Origin of the sequence: Tenacibaculum sp. SZ-18 (assembly GCF_002813915.1) — a bacterium.
Taxonomy (GTDB): domain Bacteria; phylum Bacteroidota; class Bacteroidia; order Flavobacteriales; family Flavobacteriaceae; genus Polaribacter.
This window is the reverse complement of the sequence record NZ_CP019335.1, coordinates 2,187,163-2,204,395: the sequence shown is the minus strand read 5'-3', so window position 1 is coordinate 2,204,395 and position 17,233 is coordinate 2,187,163. Positions and strand designations below refer to the sequence as shown.

The 17,233-nt window shown below is 29.5% G+C and carries 16 protein-coding genes; 4 read left to right on the top strand and 12 right to left on the bottom strand.

Annotated features, from left to right (window positions below):
* The first annotated feature begins 82 nt into the window (after positions 1 to 82).
* Positions 83 to 910, top strand: a complete 828-nt coding sequence (locus tag BTO06_RS09680; protein WP_100925111.1) for an aminotransferase class IV — start codon at positions 83 to 85, stop codon at positions 908 to 910.
* Positions 911 to 920: 10 nt separating this feature from the next.
* Here BTO06_RS09680 and BTO06_RS18470 read toward each other — a convergent pair whose 3' ends face one another.
* The 3 genes from BTO06_RS18470 to uvrA form a co-directional block, all read right to left on the bottom strand.
* On the bottom strand, positions 921 to 1,076 hold the full coding sequence (locus BTO06_RS18470; RefSeq protein ID WP_157811795.1) for a hypothetical protein: 156 nt from the start codon (positions 1,074 to 1,076) through the stop codon (positions 921 to 923).
* A 150-nt stretch (positions 1,077 to 1,226) separates the two neighbouring features.
* A complete protein-coding gene (locus BTO06_RS09675; RefSeq protein WP_100925110.1) occupies positions 1,227 to 1,778 on the bottom strand; it encodes a YqgE/AlgH family protein in 552 nt (183 codons plus the stop codon).
* Between the two features lie 167 nt (positions 1,779 to 1,945).
* Positions 1,946 to 4,741 (bottom strand): excinuclease ABC subunit UvrA, encoded by a 2,796-nt coding sequence (gene uvrA, locus BTO06_RS09670; protein ID WP_100925109.1) that lies wholly within the window; start codon positions 4,739 to 4,741, stop codon positions 1,946 to 1,948.
* 811 nt (positions 4,742 to 5,552) lie between these two features.
* Between uvrA and BTO06_RS09665 the strand changes: the two genes are divergently transcribed.
* Positions 5,553 to 6,137: an RNA polymerase sigma factor gene (locus BTO06_RS09665; RefSeq protein ID WP_198517067.1), complete on the top strand. Its 585-nt coding sequence runs from the start codon at positions 5,553 to 5,555 to the stop codon at positions 6,135 to 6,137.
* A gap of 254 nt (positions 6,138 to 6,391) precedes the next feature.
* Here the strand turns inward: BTO06_RS09665 and BTO06_RS09660 are convergent, their stop codons facing one another.
* Positions 6,392 to 7,048: an endonuclease III domain-containing protein gene (locus tag BTO06_RS09660; RefSeq protein ID WP_100926767.1), complete on the bottom strand. Its 657-nt coding sequence runs from the start codon at positions 7,046 to 7,048 to the stop codon at positions 6,392 to 6,394.
* A 35-nt stretch (positions 7,049 to 7,083) separates the two neighbouring features.
* On the opposite strand from BTO06_RS09660, the gene bcp reads away from it, so the two are divergent.
* A complete protein-coding gene (gene bcp, locus BTO06_RS09655) occupies positions 7,084 to 7,536 on the top strand; it encodes a thioredoxin-dependent thiol peroxidase (RefSeq protein ID WP_100925107.1) in 453 nt (150 codons plus the stop codon).
* Positions 7,537 to 7,590: 54 nt separating this feature from the next.
* On the opposite strand, the gene BTO06_RS09650 is transcribed toward bcp, so the two are convergent.
* The 5 genes from BTO06_RS09650 to BTO06_RS09630 form a co-directional block, all read right to left on the bottom strand.
* Positions 7,591 to 8,529, bottom strand: a complete 939-nt coding sequence (locus tag BTO06_RS09650) for a sterol desaturase family protein (RefSeq protein WP_100925106.1) — start codon at positions 8,527 to 8,529, stop codon at positions 7,591 to 7,593.
* 107 nt (positions 8,530 to 8,636) lie between these two features.
* Positions 8,637 to 9,269, bottom strand: coding sequence for an alpha/beta hydrolase (locus BTO06_RS09645; RefSeq protein WP_100925105.1), 633 nt, complete (start codon positions 9,267 to 9,269; stop codon positions 8,637 to 8,639).
* Positions 9,270 to 9,274: 5 nt separating this feature from the next.
* Entirely contained in the window at positions 9,275 to 9,604 is a 330-nt protein-coding gene (locus tag BTO06_RS09640) for a hypothetical protein (protein WP_100925104.1), read from the bottom strand.
* A 4-nt stretch (positions 9,605 to 9,608) separates the two neighbouring features.
* On the bottom strand, positions 9,609 to 10,868 hold the full coding sequence (locus tag BTO06_RS09635; protein WP_100925103.1) for a dihydroorotase: 1,260 nt from the start codon (positions 10,866 to 10,868) through the stop codon (positions 9,609 to 9,611).
* Positions 10,865 to 12,799, bottom strand: coding sequence for a BatA domain-containing protein (locus tag BTO06_RS09630; RefSeq protein ID WP_100925102.1), 1,935 nt, complete (start codon positions 12,797 to 12,799; stop codon positions 10,865 to 10,867). Before BTO06_RS09630 ends, BTO06_RS09635 begins: the two co-directional genes overlap by 4 nt.
* Before the next feature lie 116 nt (positions 12,800 to 12,915).
* On the opposite strand from BTO06_RS09630, the gene bshC reads away from it, so the two are divergent.
* The gene (bshC, locus tag BTO06_RS09625; RefSeq protein WP_100925101.1) at positions 12,916 to 14,526 is read left to right on the top strand and encodes a bacillithiol biosynthesis cysteine-adding enzyme BshC; all 1,611 of its coding nucleotides are present in this window, start codon (positions 12,916 to 12,918) and stop codon (positions 14,524 to 14,526) included.
* Positions 14,527 to 14,534: 8 nt separating this feature from the next.
* On the opposite strand, the gene BTO06_RS09620 is transcribed toward bshC, so the two are convergent.
* The 3 genes from BTO06_RS09620 to BTO06_RS09610 form a co-directional block, all read right to left on the bottom strand.
* The gene (locus tag BTO06_RS09620) at positions 14,535 to 15,443 is read right to left on the bottom strand and encodes a peptidoglycan DD-metalloendopeptidase family protein (protein ID WP_100925100.1); all 909 of its coding nucleotides are present in this window, start codon (positions 15,441 to 15,443) and stop codon (positions 14,535 to 14,537) included.
* 63 nt (positions 15,444 to 15,506) lie between these two features.
* The gene (locus tag BTO06_RS09615) at positions 15,507 to 16,814 is read right to left on the bottom strand and encodes a peptidoglycan DD-metalloendopeptidase family protein (RefSeq protein ID WP_100925099.1); all 1,308 of its coding nucleotides are present in this window, start codon (positions 16,812 to 16,814) and stop codon (positions 15,507 to 15,509) included.
* Positions 16,807 to 17,190, bottom strand: coding sequence for a BlaI/MecI/CopY family transcriptional regulator (locus BTO06_RS09610; RefSeq protein ID WP_100925098.1), 384 nt, complete (start codon positions 17,188 to 17,190; stop codon positions 16,807 to 16,809). The genes BTO06_RS09615 and BTO06_RS09610 overlap by 8 nt, the downstream gene beginning before the upstream one ends.
* Positions 17,191 to 17,233: the final 43 nt, after the last annotated feature.

The window sequence follows — 17,233 nt, the reverse complement described above, 5'->3', positions numbered from 1 at the left end:
TAGAATTGGCTCGACATTTGTCGGGCTTTTTTTGTATGTAATCGCTAGATAATTTAGTAATTTCGCATTCTAAAATTTTCTTATGATTAATTATAACGGAAGTCTTATTACACCGGAAGAATTACAACTAACCCATGAGAATAGAGCTTTTAAATATGGTGATGGAATATTTGAAACAATTAAAGTTCAAAATGGGAAAATTGTTTTTTTAGAAGATCATTATTTCAGATTAATGGCTTCAATGAGAATGCTTCGTATGAAAATTCCTATGACTTTTACTTTAGAGTTTTTAGAAGAACAAATAAGGAAAACAATAACTACTTTTGATAAGAGGGCACTAAGAGTTCGTATAAATGTTTACAGGAAAGATGGTGGTTTATACAAACCTGAAACAAATGAAATTGATTTTTTAATTGAGGTGAAAGAGATTAGTCTAAAGACAAAATCAACTTACAGAATTGATTTATTCAAAGATTTTTATAATTACTCTGGGTTGTTATCAACTGTTAAGACTACCAATAGAATGTTAAATACTATTGCTGCTGTTTATTCAGATGAAAATGATTTAGATAATTGTATTTTATTAAACGAAAGAAAAGGGGTAGTAGAAGTAACTAATGGAAATATTTTTATCGTTAAAGATAACGTTATTAAGACTCCAAGTATTAATGAAGGTTGTATAAAAGGTATAATACGTAAAAAGGTTATTGAAATAATTGAGAAGAATCCTGATTATACTTTAGAAGAAACTTCAATATCGCCTTTTGAGCTACAAAAAGCAGATGAGGTGTTTATTACAAATGCCATTGTGGGAATTCAGCCAGTAACTAATTATAGGAAAAAAGAGTTTAATACGGAGATTTCAGAGAAAATAGGAAAAAGTCTTTCGGTAGTAGTTTTAACTAGCTAAGGTAGCTTTGTCAGTTAAGAAAAATGCTAACGTCAGTTTTATCGACAAAAAAACCTTGATTAGAATATCTGTTTACTGTTAATGTATAATCTGCAATAGCTAAACTTATTGTAAACTCATTTCCGTTCTCGGTAACAAAAGTTAATTTTTGATGGTTTTTTTTCATGACTTCAACATTGTTTTCAACAACGCAATACTACACATATAATGTTTTTCATAAATTTTTATTAGATGTATGGTTGATTATTGTTGGTGAATGGCAAGTGATTAAAGATTTTTAGAAATCACTAAACAAACAGAATAGCCAGATTGGAATCTAGTTCATGGTAATGTCAGCAGGGGCATTTGCCCAAATTTTGTATTTTCCGCCTTTTTGAAGGAGCTGATTTTTCCAAATAGATTCTTCGTCAACTAAGAAAATATTTTGAAAATCATTTTCAGTTATAAACCAAGAATTGGTGTTGAGTTCTTCGTTTAGTTGATTTGCTCCCCAACCAGAATATCCTAAAAAGAATCGAATGTCCGTAGATTCAATTAAATCATTGTTTAATAAGTTCTTTAAGGAGTTAAAGTTCCCTCCCCAGTAAATTCCATTAGCTACTTCAATGCTGTCGGGAAGTAAATCTGGTACTCTGTGAATAAAATATAAGTTGTCTTGCTCAACAGGTCCTCCTTGGTAAACTGTAAAATCACAATATACATCAGGAATTAAATCCTCTAAAACATAGTTAAGAGGTCTATTTAAAATAAACCCTACAGTACTATTTTCAGAATGTTCTGTAAGCAACACAGTGGTACGCTTAAAAGAGTCATCGTTTAATATTGATGGCTCTGCAATTAAAAGTCTGCCTTTTTTAGGGTTTAACATTCGTCTTTTCAATAAAATTCAATAGAAAAATAACAATATTTTTTTAAATTTTTAACTTTTTTTTTGTAAAAAGTGTATCGAACTGCAAGTTTTTTTATTTAGTTATTATAGGTTTTCTTAAAATTTAAAAGTTAATTTGTTTTTTATTAATGACTTAACTTTTGTTTTTACGTAGGATTAATTTTTTCTGCAATGTATTTTGCAGTGTAAGATTTTTTGTTTTTTGCCAATTCTTCAGGAGTTCCTTCAAAAATTAGTGATCCACCTTTTTTTCCACCTTCTAAACCTAAATCAATAATATAGTCAGCACATTTTATTAAATCTGTATTATGTTCAATAACGATTACTGAATGACCTTTGTCAATTAAAGCATTAAAAGAAGAAAGTAATTTATTGATATCATGGAAATGTAATCCTGTTGTTGGTTCATCGAAAATGAATAAGGCTTTATCTTTCGTGTTACCTTTTATTAAAAAAGAAGCAAGTTTAATGCGTTGCGCTTCTCCTCCAGATAACGTGGAAGAAGATTGCCCTAAAGTAACATATCCTAGTCCAACATCTTGAAGTGGTTTTAGTTTTTTCGATACTTTGATTGCACCATGTTCTGAAAAGAATTCGATCGCATCATCAATGGTCATGGTTAAAATATCATCAACATTTTTTCCATTAAAAGCCACTTCTAATACATCTTTTTTAAATCTTTTTCCATTACAACTCTCACATTTTAAATGAACGTCGGCCATAAACTGCATTTCAATGGTAACTTCTCCTTCTCCTTTACAAACTTCACAACGTCCTCCATCAACATTAAACGAAAAATGTTTTGGTTGATAGTTTCTAATTTTAGATAACTTTTGCTCCGATAAAAGCTTTCGAATATCATCGTATGCTTTTACATACGTTACAGGATTAGAACGTGATGATCTTCCTATTGGGTTCTGATCAATAAATTCAACATGTTTTAAACTTCCATAACTTCCTTCTACATCTGAATACTGCCCAACTTTATCACCATATCCAACAAGTTTTTTTTGCATAATTGGATAGAGAATTTTTTTAACTAACGTACTTTTTCCACTTCCAGAAACTCCAGTAACCACTGTTAAGTTGTTTAGCGGGAAGGTAACATCGATATTGTTTAAATTATTTTCACGAGCTCCTATAACTTTAATAAAGTTTTTCGTTTTTCTACGTTTCGTAGGAACCTCTATTTTTAATTTTTCAGATAAATAGTTTGAAGTAAGTGAGTTTGATTTTAAAATATCTTCATAGCTTCCTTCAGCTACAACGCGTCCACCATACGTTCCAGCTTCTGGACCGATATCAATAATGTAGTCTGCTTCTTTCATGATTTCTTCATCATGCTCTACAACAATTACAGTGTTCCCTAAATCTCGTAAGTTCTTTAATACTTTAATTAAGCGCTCAGTATCTTTAGGATGTAATCCAATACTTGGTTCATCTAAAATGTACATGGAACCTACTAAAGAACTTCCTAACGAGGTAGCTAAATTAATTCGTTGACTTTCTCCTCCTGATAGTGTATTTGAGGTTCTATTTAAAGTTAAATAACTTAAACCAACATCAACAAGAAAACCAAGTCTATTATTAATTTCAGTTAACAAACGCTTGCCAATTTTTTCTTCGTATTTATTTAATTTTATTGATTTAAAAAATGCTGCAAGTTCATCCAATGGAGCATTTACTAAGTCTGATATAGTTTTGCCATACACCTGAACATAGTTAGCTTCTTTACGAAGTCTCTTTCCGTCGCATTCGGTACACTTTGTTTTTCCTCGATAACGAGAAAGCATAACTCGATTTTGAATTTTATAACTTTTCTCTTCTAGTGTTTGAAATAAATGATGAATTCCATAAAATTTAGATGTTCCGTTCCAAACCAAATCTTTTTGTTCATTAGTTAATTCAAACCAAGGTTTGTGAATGGGTATATTAAATTCAGAAGCATACAGAATTAACGCTTCTTTATATTTTTTGTAAGAGTCTGTTTTAAAAGGAAAAATAGCATCTTCATAAATTGAGAGTCCAGTATTTGGAATCACTAAATCTTCATCTATTCCAATAACACTTCCATATCCTTCACAAGTAGGACATGCTCCATATGGATTGTTGAAACTGAATAAATGTGTATTGGGTTCTAAAAATGTAATGCCGTCTAATTCAAATTTATTACTAAACTCTTTACGGGTATTGTCTCCTAAATTTTCAATCACACAAACTCCTTTTCCTTCAAAAAAAGCAGTTTGAGTAGCATCAGCTAAACGATTAAAAAAATCTTCGTTATGTTGAATGATAATTCGATCAACCACTAATTCTAGTAATTCATCTTTATAATCATCTGTAGGGAATTTATCAATTCTGTAGACTTTGTCGTTAAATTTTAACCTAGCGTATCCTTGCTGTGTTAACACTTTTAATACGGTTGCTAAATCTCTTCCTTCAGGAATTGAAATAGGAGCTAATAATAAAAGTTTGGTGCTTTCATCAAGCTCCTTAATGTGATTTATAACATCCGTTACGGTATGTTTTTTTACCTCATTTCCTGAAATAGGAGAGAAGGTTCTACCAATTCTTGCGTATAATAATTTGATGTAATCATAAACCTCTGTTGATGTTCCAACCGTAGATCTTGGATTTGTAGAATTCACTTTCTGTTCAATCGCAATTGCTGGAGCAATTCCTTTGATGTAATCCACTTTAGGTTTATGAAGCTTACCTAAAAACTGTCGAGCATAAGATGATAAGCTTTCCACATATCTTCTTTGACCCTCTGCGTATAATGTATCAAAAGCTAGAGATGATTTACCCGAACCAGATAAACCTGTTATAACAACAAATTTGTTTCTAGGAATAACAACGTCTATATCTTTTAAATTGTGAAGCGAGGCTCCTTTTATGATTATATTTTCTTTAGGATTTACTTTAGAAATATCAACATTCATATACTCGAAAAATAAGTTGTAAAAATAAGGCTTTCCAATGTGGAAAAGAAATTGAAATAGGTGAAAAGAAAAACTTCTTCTTAGTCATTAAAGAGAAGGAGTTGTGAAATAGACATGAATGTTTGTTAAACTATTAGAAGAGAATTTGATTCATATAAATCTTGAAAGGATCTGTAAACTTCACTCTTTTTAAATAAGATTATTTTGTTCGTGACATTATCATCTGTAAAATTAAGTTTTTAAATGTAGTTTTCTTTTACTTTCATTTGATCTTTGGAGATTTTTTTGTTTTAATTTTGTTTTTTATGTGGCAATATTTGTACTCAAGTTGGTGAATATTCTTAGCTGCAAAATGGAATAATAGATGCTACAAAGTTTGTATTTTGAAGCCATATCATTCATATAAATAATTTGACTTTTTATTTCAGAAATTACCTCTAATCAAGAAGTTGGTGATTCAAATTCATATATATCATACATCTAGTACGAGAATAACAATAAAAAAGGTTATGTTAAAAGTTTAATTATAGTCTGTTGATTTTTTATTTTTGATTTACAAGCGTTTACATTCTGTTTGTTTTGATATAATTTAAGTTAAGCAACTTAAATTATAAATGAACTGTGATTTTTTAATGGTTTTTTGTATTTTTATATTATTTCTTTAAAAAATATTTGGTTTTCTTAAGAGAAAAACACATATTTGTCTAATATATTATGTATTAAATCGTTAGGCCTATAGTTAAAAACTACTTTTAAAATTATTATTATTTCAACTGAAGAGTCAAGTACTCTTCGTTTTAAAAGTAGAATTATGTTAAGGAGTCAATGTGATGATAGCGTTTTAGTAAAAGAGTATATTAATGGAAAAGAAGTTGCTCTAGAGCTTCTTATAAAAAAGCACCAGCAAAGAATATTTAGCTTCATTTATAGTAAAGTTCAAAATAGAGATATTACTGAAGATGTATTCCAGGATACTTTTATTAAGGTAATTAGAACATTAAAAAAAGGTAATTATAACGAAGAAGGAAAATTTCTGCCGTGGGTAATGAGAATAGCTCATAATCTAGTTATTGATCATTTTAGAAAGAATAATCGTCTACCTAAGTTTAATAACTCTGATGAATTCGATATTTTTTCAATCATAAGTGATAATACTTTAAATGCTGAAAAACGTATTATTAAAGATCAAATTTTAGCAGATGTAAGAAATTTAATAGAAGAATTACCTGAAGAACAAAAAGAAGTATTAAAAATGCGTATGTACATGGATATGAGTTTCAACGAAATTTCAGAATCTACTGGCGTGAGTATAAATACAGCATTAGGAAGAATGCGTTATGCGTTAATTAATTTGAGAAAAGTTATTGAGAAAAATAAAATTATTTTAGTTAATTAATACTAAACCAATAAATTGAGCGTTATTAATACAAACATTTTTACTAAATCAAATATATGGCGCACATTTACTCAAGTAAATCATCAAATTATAAGATGAACCCAAAACAAAAAACAGTAGAGTTTTTATTAAACTTTTCTAAAAGCTTCAAAACAGTAAGGACAAAAGCGAATGTTCTCATTGAATTGAATTTGAATTAAGAGTGAAAAAGCTTCAGCCTGAGAACTGAAGCTTTTTTATGTTATTCTTGCTAACTATTTCTTTTTTGAATTATATTGGTTAATAACAGATTTTCTTCCAATTGTTGATGTAATTATATCATTTTCCAGCTTCCAACCTCTTGCAGGTGAATATTCTCTTCCATAATAAATAATTTGTAGGTGAAGTTTATTCCATATCTCCTTTGGAAACAATCTTTTGGCATCTTTCTCAGTTTGCGCTACACTTTTTCCATTAGTTAAATTCCAACGAAACATCAATCTATGGATATGTGTATCAACAGGAAAGGCAGGGATGTTAAAAGCCTGTGCCATAACTACACTTGCAGTTTTATGTCCAACAGCTGGTAATTCTTCCAAAGCTTCAAAACTTTGTGGAACTTCTCCATTATGTTTCTCAATTAAGATTTTTGATAGTCCATGTATTCCTTTCGATTTCATTGGAGAAAGTCCCACTGGTTTTATGATTTCTCTAATCTCATCTACCGTAAGTTTTATCATGTCATAAGGATTATCTGCTTTCTTAAATAATAAAGGAGTAATTTGATTTACACGTTCATCGGTACTTTGAGCGGACATTAATACAGCGATTAATAACGTATACGGATCTTTATGATCTAAAGGAATTGGAGTTTCAGGATATAGATTTTCTAGAGTATCAATTACAAACTGAACTTTTTCGGACTTGTTCATTTTTTCAGTATTTTTACTTAACAAAAATACGAATTATGACTACACTAAAAATAGGTGATAAAGCACCAAATTTTGAAGCTAAAGATCAAGCGGGAAACACAATAAAATTATCTGATTACCAAGGGAAGAAATTAGTTTTGTTTTTTTATCCAAAGGCTAGTACTCCTGGTTGTACTGCTGAAGCTTGTGATTTAAGAGATAATTATCAAACTTTCCTAGCTAAAGGATATGATGTTTTAGGTGTGAGTGCGGATAGCGCAAAACGTCAACAAAACTTTATCAACAAAAATGAGTTGCCATTTCCTTTATTAGCAGATGAAGATAAAGCGGTGATAAATGCTTTTGAAGTTTGGGGACCGAAGAAATTTATGGGTCGTGAATATGATGGTATCCATAGAACAACTTTTGTAATCGACGAAAACGGAGTTTTAGAAGATGTTATTTCCAAAGTAAAAACCAAGGAACATGCAAATCAAATTCTTGGATAGTAATAACCAATGATTAGGTATAAAAAAAGACTACGAAAACGTAGTCTTTTTTTATTAATCATTTTTGAAATTTAGTTCTTTCTGTAATTCTTTACTGGTTTGAGAACTCCCATCATGACTCCATCCTGGTGGCATAAAAACATATTTTAATCGTGTTCCAAGTGGTAAGTTTTTCTTTCGATGGAAGAAATCTTTATAAATTTCTTTCCATTCATGAAAAATAATATTGATTGGTCCTTTATCTTCTATAGGTTTTGTTAAACCAAATTTTAATTTTTCATATTCTATTTCATCTTCTTCCGCTTGAAATGTACCAAATATTCTATCCCAAATAATTAAAAACATTCCCATGTTTTTATCTAAATATTTAATGTTGGAAGCGTGATGAACTCTGTGGTGAGAAGGAGTTACAAAAATGTATTCCCAAACTCTTAACAAGAAACCAACGAATCCTTTTCTATTATTCTTTTTAATAAAGTTGGTATGACATAACGTTCCATAGTTTTGATTCATTGCATATGCAAACATAATGTGTAATGGTTGAATTCCTATTAAAATTAATGGTATTAGGAACATGAATCTGTAAAATGGTTGTAAAACAGGAGATCTAAATCCTGTTGAAATATTGTAGTATTCTGAGTTATGATGTGTTACATGAACTGCCCAGAAAAACCTAGAATGATGATCTACATAATGATGAATATAATACAAGAAATCTTGACCTACAAAGGCGATTATCCAATATAAAAACCCTGTATTTTCCCAATTAAAGAACCGGTATTCATAAAAGAAATCCATTACAATAAAGGAAGTAACATACATAATGCTGTCTAAACCAACATTAACTAAAGCAAAATAAACATTTGTAGAAACATCTTTAAATTCATAGTTCTTAGCTTTTCTTTTGTAGCTAAAGTACATCTCAAAACCAATTGCTAAGGCACATATTGGAACGAACCATATGTAAGCATTTTGGTGAGTGAAAATATCCATATATTATTTTTGTTTTAGGGGTTCAACAACTTCATTTAATCTTACGCAAAGGTAATCTATAAAGACTTACGAGGATTGATTTTAGATAATATTTGTTTATATCAAAATTATAATCTCCTATCAATCCACTCTTTGAAACTGTAAAAGTTTTGAGGAGCAACACCATGGCCAATTGGGTATTCGGAATATTCCGCTTTTAAAGATAATCTAGATAAATGTTCAGGAGCTTTTCTCGCCCATGTTACAGGAATTACTTGATCAACCGAACCATGAGAAATGTAATAGTCAGTTGTAATTCCTTTTGAGATTTCTAAAGGAATTAACTCTTCATTTAAATATCCACTTAACGCAATAACGTGTTGTACTTTATTTGGGAAATTTAAACTTAAAGAATAGCTTAATATTGCTCCCTGACTAAAACCTAATAAGAATATTTTATTAGGATCATACTGTGTTTTAAGCTCATCAATAAAAGATGATATTTTTTGAACAGACTCTTTTGCTTGTCCAATATCAGAAAATTTATTTTCGTCGGCATCAAAATTGATTGCGTACCATGCATAACCTCCATAACCCATTTCATATGGAGCTCTTACACTTATAATTCTTAATTCATCTGGCAACTCTTCCGCAAAGGAAAATAAATCGTCTTCATTACTACCGTAACCGTGTAATAAGATTAATAAATTATTATCTCCGGTAGTAATTTTAGGTTCTCTGACCTTGTAATATAAACTCATGTATATTATAAACTTTTAAACCAATCTTGGAATTGTGCACCAAAAACTGGAATTAATTTTTTGTCTCCCGATAAACATCCGATAAAACTTATAATCCAGAATAATACCAAAATAACACCTATAAACCATTTAACAAATCCACCAAAGAAACTATAAATTAGCCATCCATTTAAAAAGGCTAATAAATCCCAGCCTAGCATTTGTCTTACATAAAAACTGGTAAATTCGTTTTGCCTTTTAAGATTTAAAATCCAAGCGATTACAGTTCCGACAAACCAAAAGTGAGAAATTAAGGCAAGCGTTTTACCTTCTTCTACAGATGTTAAGTTTTTCATATTTTTAGGTATTTAATAAAAGTTGATTATTAGCATAAACTCCGTATGCTTTTCCTTTTAAATTATGTCCTATAAATATACTGTTTTTTGAAGTTGATAAAATATCTTCTTCTGTAAATGTGTAAGTAATCTCTGGATTGAAAAGTGAAATGTTCGCTTTTGAATTTACTTCAATAGAAGTATTTTCTATTCCAAATATCTTTTTTGGGTTTTCAGTGAAGCATTGAATAACAGTTTCTAAATCTAACTTTGTGAGTAAGGCTCCAAACGCACTTTCCATTCCGATACTTCCACTTTTTGAAATTGAAAACTCTACTTTTTTATGTTCAATATCAATTGGATTATGATCAGATGTTATGATATCAATTGTTCCATTTTTTACACCTTCAAGTAAAGCTTCCACATCTTTGTTAGTTCTCAAGGGAGGATTTACATTATTTTTTGCATCAAAACCAAGCAATGCATCATCTGTAATAACCAAATTATGAACAGCAACACTACAAGTTACATTTAGTCCTTGAGATTTAGCTTGTTTAATTAAGGATACCGATTTAGCTGTAGATATTGTTGGTATATGTAATTTTCCTCCTGTATATTCCAATAAAAATAAATCTCTAGCAACTTGGATTTCTTCAGCAAGACTTGGTATTCCTTTTAATCCTAACTTAGTAGAGTTCAATCCTTCATTTGCAATACCTTCACCCGCTATTTTTTTATTCTTAGGAAAACTTAAAACTAAACCATCAAAGTTTTGAGCATATAATAAAGCGATTTTTAAAAGATTATCATTTTCAATAGGTCTTTTATAATCACCGAACGCAATTGCTCCAGATTGTTGCATATCGTACAATTCGGCCATTTCAATACCTTCACTTTTTTGAGTTAAAGCTCCAATTGGAAGGACGCTAACGGGACTTTGATTAGCTTTATTAATTAGGAATTCTACTGCTGATTTATTGTCAACAATCGGACTTGTATACGGATTTACTGCAATTTGTGTAAATCCGCTTTTGCCAGCAACATGTACTCCGTTTTCAATTGTTTCTCTTTCTTCATATCCTGGTTCACCTAAACAAACACTCGAATCAAACCATCCTTTAGAAATATGTAGGTTTGTTAAATTGATTTCATTGTAATCACTATTAGTCGGGATATTATCTGCAATTTCTGAGATAATACCATCAATAATTAAAATGTCTTTAGTTTGTTTATGAAATGCACTAGTCGTGTCTATGATAGTCGCCGATTTTAGTAGCGTAGTCATACTTTAAAGTATTTTAGAATCAAAGTTTCTAGCAACAAAGATACAATGGCTAATCCTAAAAACCATTTCCAAAGCCAATGAACTTTATTTTTTTGAGCTATTTTTTTTGCAGTTTCTTTAACTGATGATGAAACTGTGACATTTTCGTTATTGGTGAACTCATTTAATAAGTTTGTAAAGTCTAATGAACTTTCAGTTTTTTTATTGTTAAAAGCTATAGTTTGAATTGGATTATTCTTGTTTGTAATTGTATAAAAACCTTTGTTTTCAGGAAGTTCATTCGTTGTTAATTTTACTTTGTTCTGAAAAGTTTGTTGTAAAGGAATAAATGAGTTCTGTTGTTGATTTATCGTAAGAATATCATCTTTATTTAATTGAACATTAACTTCGATATCATTATTCTCTTGTAAACGATAATATAATTTTGATAGTTGTAAACTCTCTTGTCCAATATTATAAAACACAGGGACGATTAACGGTGAATTTGTAAAATTACTGTATTCTTTATTGATAGGTGAAGAGAACCAATACATTTTTGAATTAGCCAGTTTTACTTGAGAAACAAAGCTAGTATTGTTTTCTAAACCAATAATTTGGCTTGAGTTCGTAAAGTTTGTTAGAAAAGTTGTTGTAACGAAAGGATATTGAAAATTCCTCACTTGTTTATCAAATACGTTTTTTAAAAGCGGATGATTAAAATTAATTGAAGTAATTTTTAACGAGTCACTTTTTTTGTTCTGAATGTTTCCAGCTGAAATGTTTTTTAAGAATACATTGTATGAGTTTAAATCACTTTTTAGATTTGGAATTACGATTAAATGTCCGCCATTCTTAGTGAAAGTTGATAATCCTGTTGTTAAGCTTTGAGGAATTTTTTCTAGTTCATTTAAAATCACCAATTGCTGTTGTTCAATACTATTATAATTAACATTTTGAGAGGAATTACTCGTAAAGTTAAATTCATCCGATGTATAAATTCTGCTAAGGAAGTCATTTGATTCTCCTATTGCTAAAACATTGATTTTTTCATTTGAATTTAAACTAAAGAAAAAACTGTTATCGAAGTTATAAGTATCTTTAAAATTAATTTCTAACCTTCCTTTGAAAGGATTGGTTCTTTCAATTGAGAAAGAAATTATTTTCTCTTCATTTTCTTCAACCTTAAATGTTTGTTTTCCGAGTAATTTTTTATCGTTGTAAAGAGCAATTGGAATGTTTTCTTTAGAAGCTCCTTGATTGGTAACAATCGCATTTATTACGATTGTTTTAGATTCATTTTGATTAACAAATACACTGTCAATTGATAAATTACTTTTTAATACAGGAGTAACTTGAACTAAGGTTAAAGGAAGTTTCTCATTTAAAAAATCTTCTTTTTTAGTATTTTGGAAATCTGAAATTAAAATGTTTTCGGTAGTATTTTTTAAACTTGAAATTTTTAATAAAATCTCGTCTGTTGTTAGGTTTTTAGTACTAGACTTTACCTTTTTTAATTGTGATTTGAATGCTTCAGAAGAAATGTTTTTGTAAAAATGGGTATTAGTTAACAGACTATAGTTGGCATTTTCAACTAAATTATCAATTAAATCTTGAGTGGCAGTTCTTAAAATATTTCCTGAGTTGCCATTGGCACTTGTACTTAAAGAATTATCAAGATAAATAAAACTATGCTGGGTAACTTCTTTTTCTTTGTTACTGAAGAAAGGTTGTGCAAAAGCAAATACAATTCCAGTTATTAATAGCATTCTACAGAATAAAAGAAGCCATTTTTTTATTTGAGAGCTTTTACGGCTTTTAATAATTAGCTTCTCTAAAAAAGCGACATTCGTAAAAGGAACTTTTTTAAACTTTCGTAGTTGGAATAGATGAACCAGAATTGGAATAATTAGTAATGAAAGAAAATAGAGAAATTCTGGATGTTTGAACTGCATAATCAAATTTATTTCACCGTAAAAATAGAGAAATAGATTAATAAAATTTTGTTAAGAAGCAATACAAGTTGTGAGCAATCATGTAAATTTGTTACTTTATTTTAAATTTTCCGCGAATGTCTTTAACCGAATGTGATTGTAGCACCTATATTCCTTTTCAAAAAACAGGTTTTTTCTCTACAATAATGTGTGATTATCTTCAAAAGTCAGATAAACTAACTTCTTTTTATGGTAATTTTCCGAGTATTGAAAATTTTGAAAATCAAATAAAACTTAAGCAACAAACATTTTCTAAAGACACAAGAGACATTTTAGTAGGTGCGCTAAAAAGACAATATCAGAGAATCGATATTTCAGAAAAGACAGCTAAGAATTTCGAGTTACTTTTAAAAGAGAATACCTTTACTGTAACAACAGGGCATCAGTTGAATTTGTTTACTGGTCCGCTTTATTTCCTTTATAAAATTATTTCAGCAATTAATTTGGCAGAAGAGTTATCGTTAAAGTATTCGAATGCTAATTTTGTTCCTGTATATTGGATGGCTACAGAAGATCATGATTTTGAAGAAATTAATTATTTCAATTTTAAAGGAAAGAAAGTTCAGTGGAACTCTGATCAAACAGGTGGTGTAGGAAGATTTTCTACAAATGGTTTAGATCGAGTTTTTGAAGAGTTTCAGAATTATCTAGGAACTTCAAGGAATGCAACCTTTTTAAAGGAATTATTTACTAATGGATATTTAAAGCATAATAACCTAGCAGACGCAACACGTTACATAGCAAATGAGCTATTTGCTACTTATGGTTTGGTAATTGTTGATGCTGATGATGTAGAGTTGAAAAAGCGCTTAATTCCTTATGTAAAGGAGGATTTATTTAATGAAACTTCATTCAAAGCTGTTAGTGGAACTAATGAGGAACTTGAAAAGAATTATAAGATTCAGGTGAATCCAAGAGAGGTTAACCTATTTTATCTAACAAATGATTTACGGGAACGTATCATTTTTGAAAATGATAAATTCAAAGTAAATAATACCAATATTGAGTTTAGTAAAGATGAGATTGAACAAGAATTAGAAAATAATCCAGAACGTTTTTCTCCTAATGTGATTATGCGTCCACTTTATCAAGAAGTAATTTTACCAAATCTTTGTTATATTGGCGGAGGAGGAGAACTCGCTTATTGGATGCAATTAAAACAATATTTCAATACAGTAAAAGTTCCTTTTCCAATTTTACTACTAAGAAATTCGGTTCAGGTAATTTCAAAAAAGCAATTTAGAAAATTAGAATCTTTAGGTATTTCGGTACGAGAATTATTTTTAAAACAAAACGACTTACTTAAAAAGAAAGTTACCGAGAATTCAAACGTTAGTTTCGATTTTTCTGCGCAAAAGAAGTTCTTGGAGAAGCAGTTCAATAAATTGAGAGAAATAGCAAATCAAACAGATGTTTCTTATGTGGGAGCTGTTAATGCTCAAGAGAAAAAGCAATCAAAAGGATTAGAAAATCTTGAAAAACGTTTATTGAGAGCTGAGAAGAGAAGACAGTCTGATGTGGTTAATAGAATTATAAACATTCAATCTGAAATTTTACCTGGGTTAGGTTTGGAGGAACGAAAACGAAACTTTTCTGAATATTACTTAGAATATGGAGATGATTTTGTAGTGGCTTTAAAAGATAAATTAAAACCACTACAATTAGAGTTTTTTGTATTAGTGAAATAAAGATGCGTCTAAAGAATTAGACGTTGACCTATTTTTAAAGTAGATGTCTTTCTAATTTTATTTGTCTTGCAAATCCTACGAATAGGTACATGATTTTTATAAGCAATTTCGGATAATGTGTCTCCTCGTTTTACGATGTAAACTTTACGTTTCCTTTTTTTGTATGCCGTAACTTTTTCAAAAGTATCTAGAGTAACGAGATCACTTTGTCTTGTTGAAATATGATAATAAGGAGTAGCCCAATCTTCCGTTACCCAAATATTTTTTGATCGTATGGTTGTTTTATTCTTGAAATTAAAAATATGTTCAGGGTTTATATCAATACCACTATAACGTATTTCTAAGTGTAAATGACTTCCGCGTGATCTTCCTGTATTACCACCTTTGCCGATGAGTTCACCTTTTTTTACAATTGTATTTACCGTTACATCGTATTTAGATAAATGAGCATAAACAGTTTCTAAACCATTATAATGTCGCACAACAATCGTTTTTCCATGTCCTGGATGATAACCAACATACCGAACCTTTCCGTCTAAAACACTATATACATCATCACCAGTAATTAGATCTATATCAATTCCACGATGCGCTCTTCCTCTGCGCCAACCATATCTAGATGTTACAACATGTTTACGTGGAATTGGAGACGCGTAAGTTGTGTCAAGAAAATTAATTTCGAAAGGAAAAGAAACTTTTGTAGAACGATATGGATTAAAATGAATAGTGTCCCAATTACGAGCAAAATGAATGTTACTTAGACTATCTTTTTGCTTTTTAATTTTAGCTGATTGTTTTTTATACTTGTTAATTATGTTAGGTAAATGGATTAAATTCTTGCTAAAATCTTGCCCATATCCGTTACGAAATATTAGTAGTAATAAAGATACCAAAATGGTTCTCTGTAAATGTTTCATAGATAGTACTAAATGTATTTTGTTTTTAAATTTATGTTTGGTTAAGTTGAATTGAATTGATTGTTAATCCATAAAATTAATTGGATTTACAAAGTTCCCGTTGTGTTTAATTGCATAATGTAAATGAGGACCAGTAACCATTCCAGTTACTCCAGAATAACCAATAATTTGTCCTTGTTCGACTTTTTGATCTTTCTCACAATTGAATTTACTTAAATGTGAATAAAGCGTTTGATATCCGTTTTTATGTTTAATAATAACTAGATTACCCCAGTTTCCTTCATACGAGGCACTAGAAATTATTCCATCAGCAGTAGCGATTATCGGAGTTCCTATTTTTGCTTTTATATCAATACCATCATGATGACGAAGTGATTTTAATATTGGGTGTTTCATTGGTCCATATTTCGCTGTTATATCCTTTTTCGTTGTGTTTTTAATAGGTGAAATCGATGGCTTTTCATTTTTTAATTTCTCAATAACTGGAAACAAAACATCAGCCTTCGTAAATGAGACTAGAAATAATAGCATTATAGGTACAATAGCTAAATATTTTAATTTATGATTTTTATGAGTTTTAGATGTTGTTATCATATGAATACGTTTTTTAAGGTTTGAATTACCGAAGTAGCTATACAAATATGGTTTAGTTGTGTTTTCTATTTCTTCTCGTATTAGGTTTAAATAATCTATAATATTAATGTTGTGATCTTCTACTAAGTTTCGATCAACTTGATATTCATGAATTGTTTTTAGGGATTTTCTGTATAAATAGACTAGTGGATTAAACCAGAAGAGTGCAATAAATAACTCTGTAAAAATTAGATCATAGGTATGTTTAAATTCTACATGACTTTTTTCATGTTGGATGATGATTTTATTCAAGTTACATTTATATTTCAAAGGAATAAATATCCAGTTAAAAAAGGCAAAATATACTGGTGTATTCGTAAGTATCAATTTGTATGATTCCTTTTTAATTACTTCTGAATTCCGTTTAAGGACCAATAATTTATGAGCGGAAAATATGATCTTAGATAAAAAAAATATAATCCCCAAAAGGTATATGGAAGTAATGATAGTAATAAGGTTTATTTCATGGGAATAGATGCGCGAATTATTAATTATCTGTGCATTATTACTAGTAACATTAGCTAATTCAACAAAGGCAGGAATTTCTATATTTTGAGTTTGAATGGGAATAGAAGTTTCGATTATTCCAATAATAAAGGAAAATGGAATAATCAGAAGTAATACTATTCTATTTAATTTGTGGAAAGTTGTATTGCTTAAAATGAATTTATAAGTCCCATAAAGTGTACTAAAAACAATACTGACTTTGATAATAAATATGATAAGAGAATTATCCATTTTCCTTTTTTATATTTTCTATTTTTTTTTCAATTAGATCTTTAATTTCTTCTAATTCAGATAAATTCAAATCTTCATTTTTGGTGAAATATGAAGCGAATTTACCAGATGAACCGTTAAAGAAACTAAAGATGATATCATTCATGTATTCAGAAAAATATTTTTTCTTGCTTACTAAAGGATAATATTCTCGGGTTTTGCCAAAGGTTTTATAATCGAGAAACTTTTTCTTTACTAATACACGAACAACAGTGGAGATGGTCGTGTAAGCAGGCTTTGGTTCAGGAAATTGTTCAACAATATCTTTTAAGAAAGCTTTTTTTAACTTCCATATAAACTGCATTATTTGTTCTTCGGGTTTGGTTAACTTATTCATAAGGCAAATATATGTTTTTTTATTACTATGACTATAGTTATAG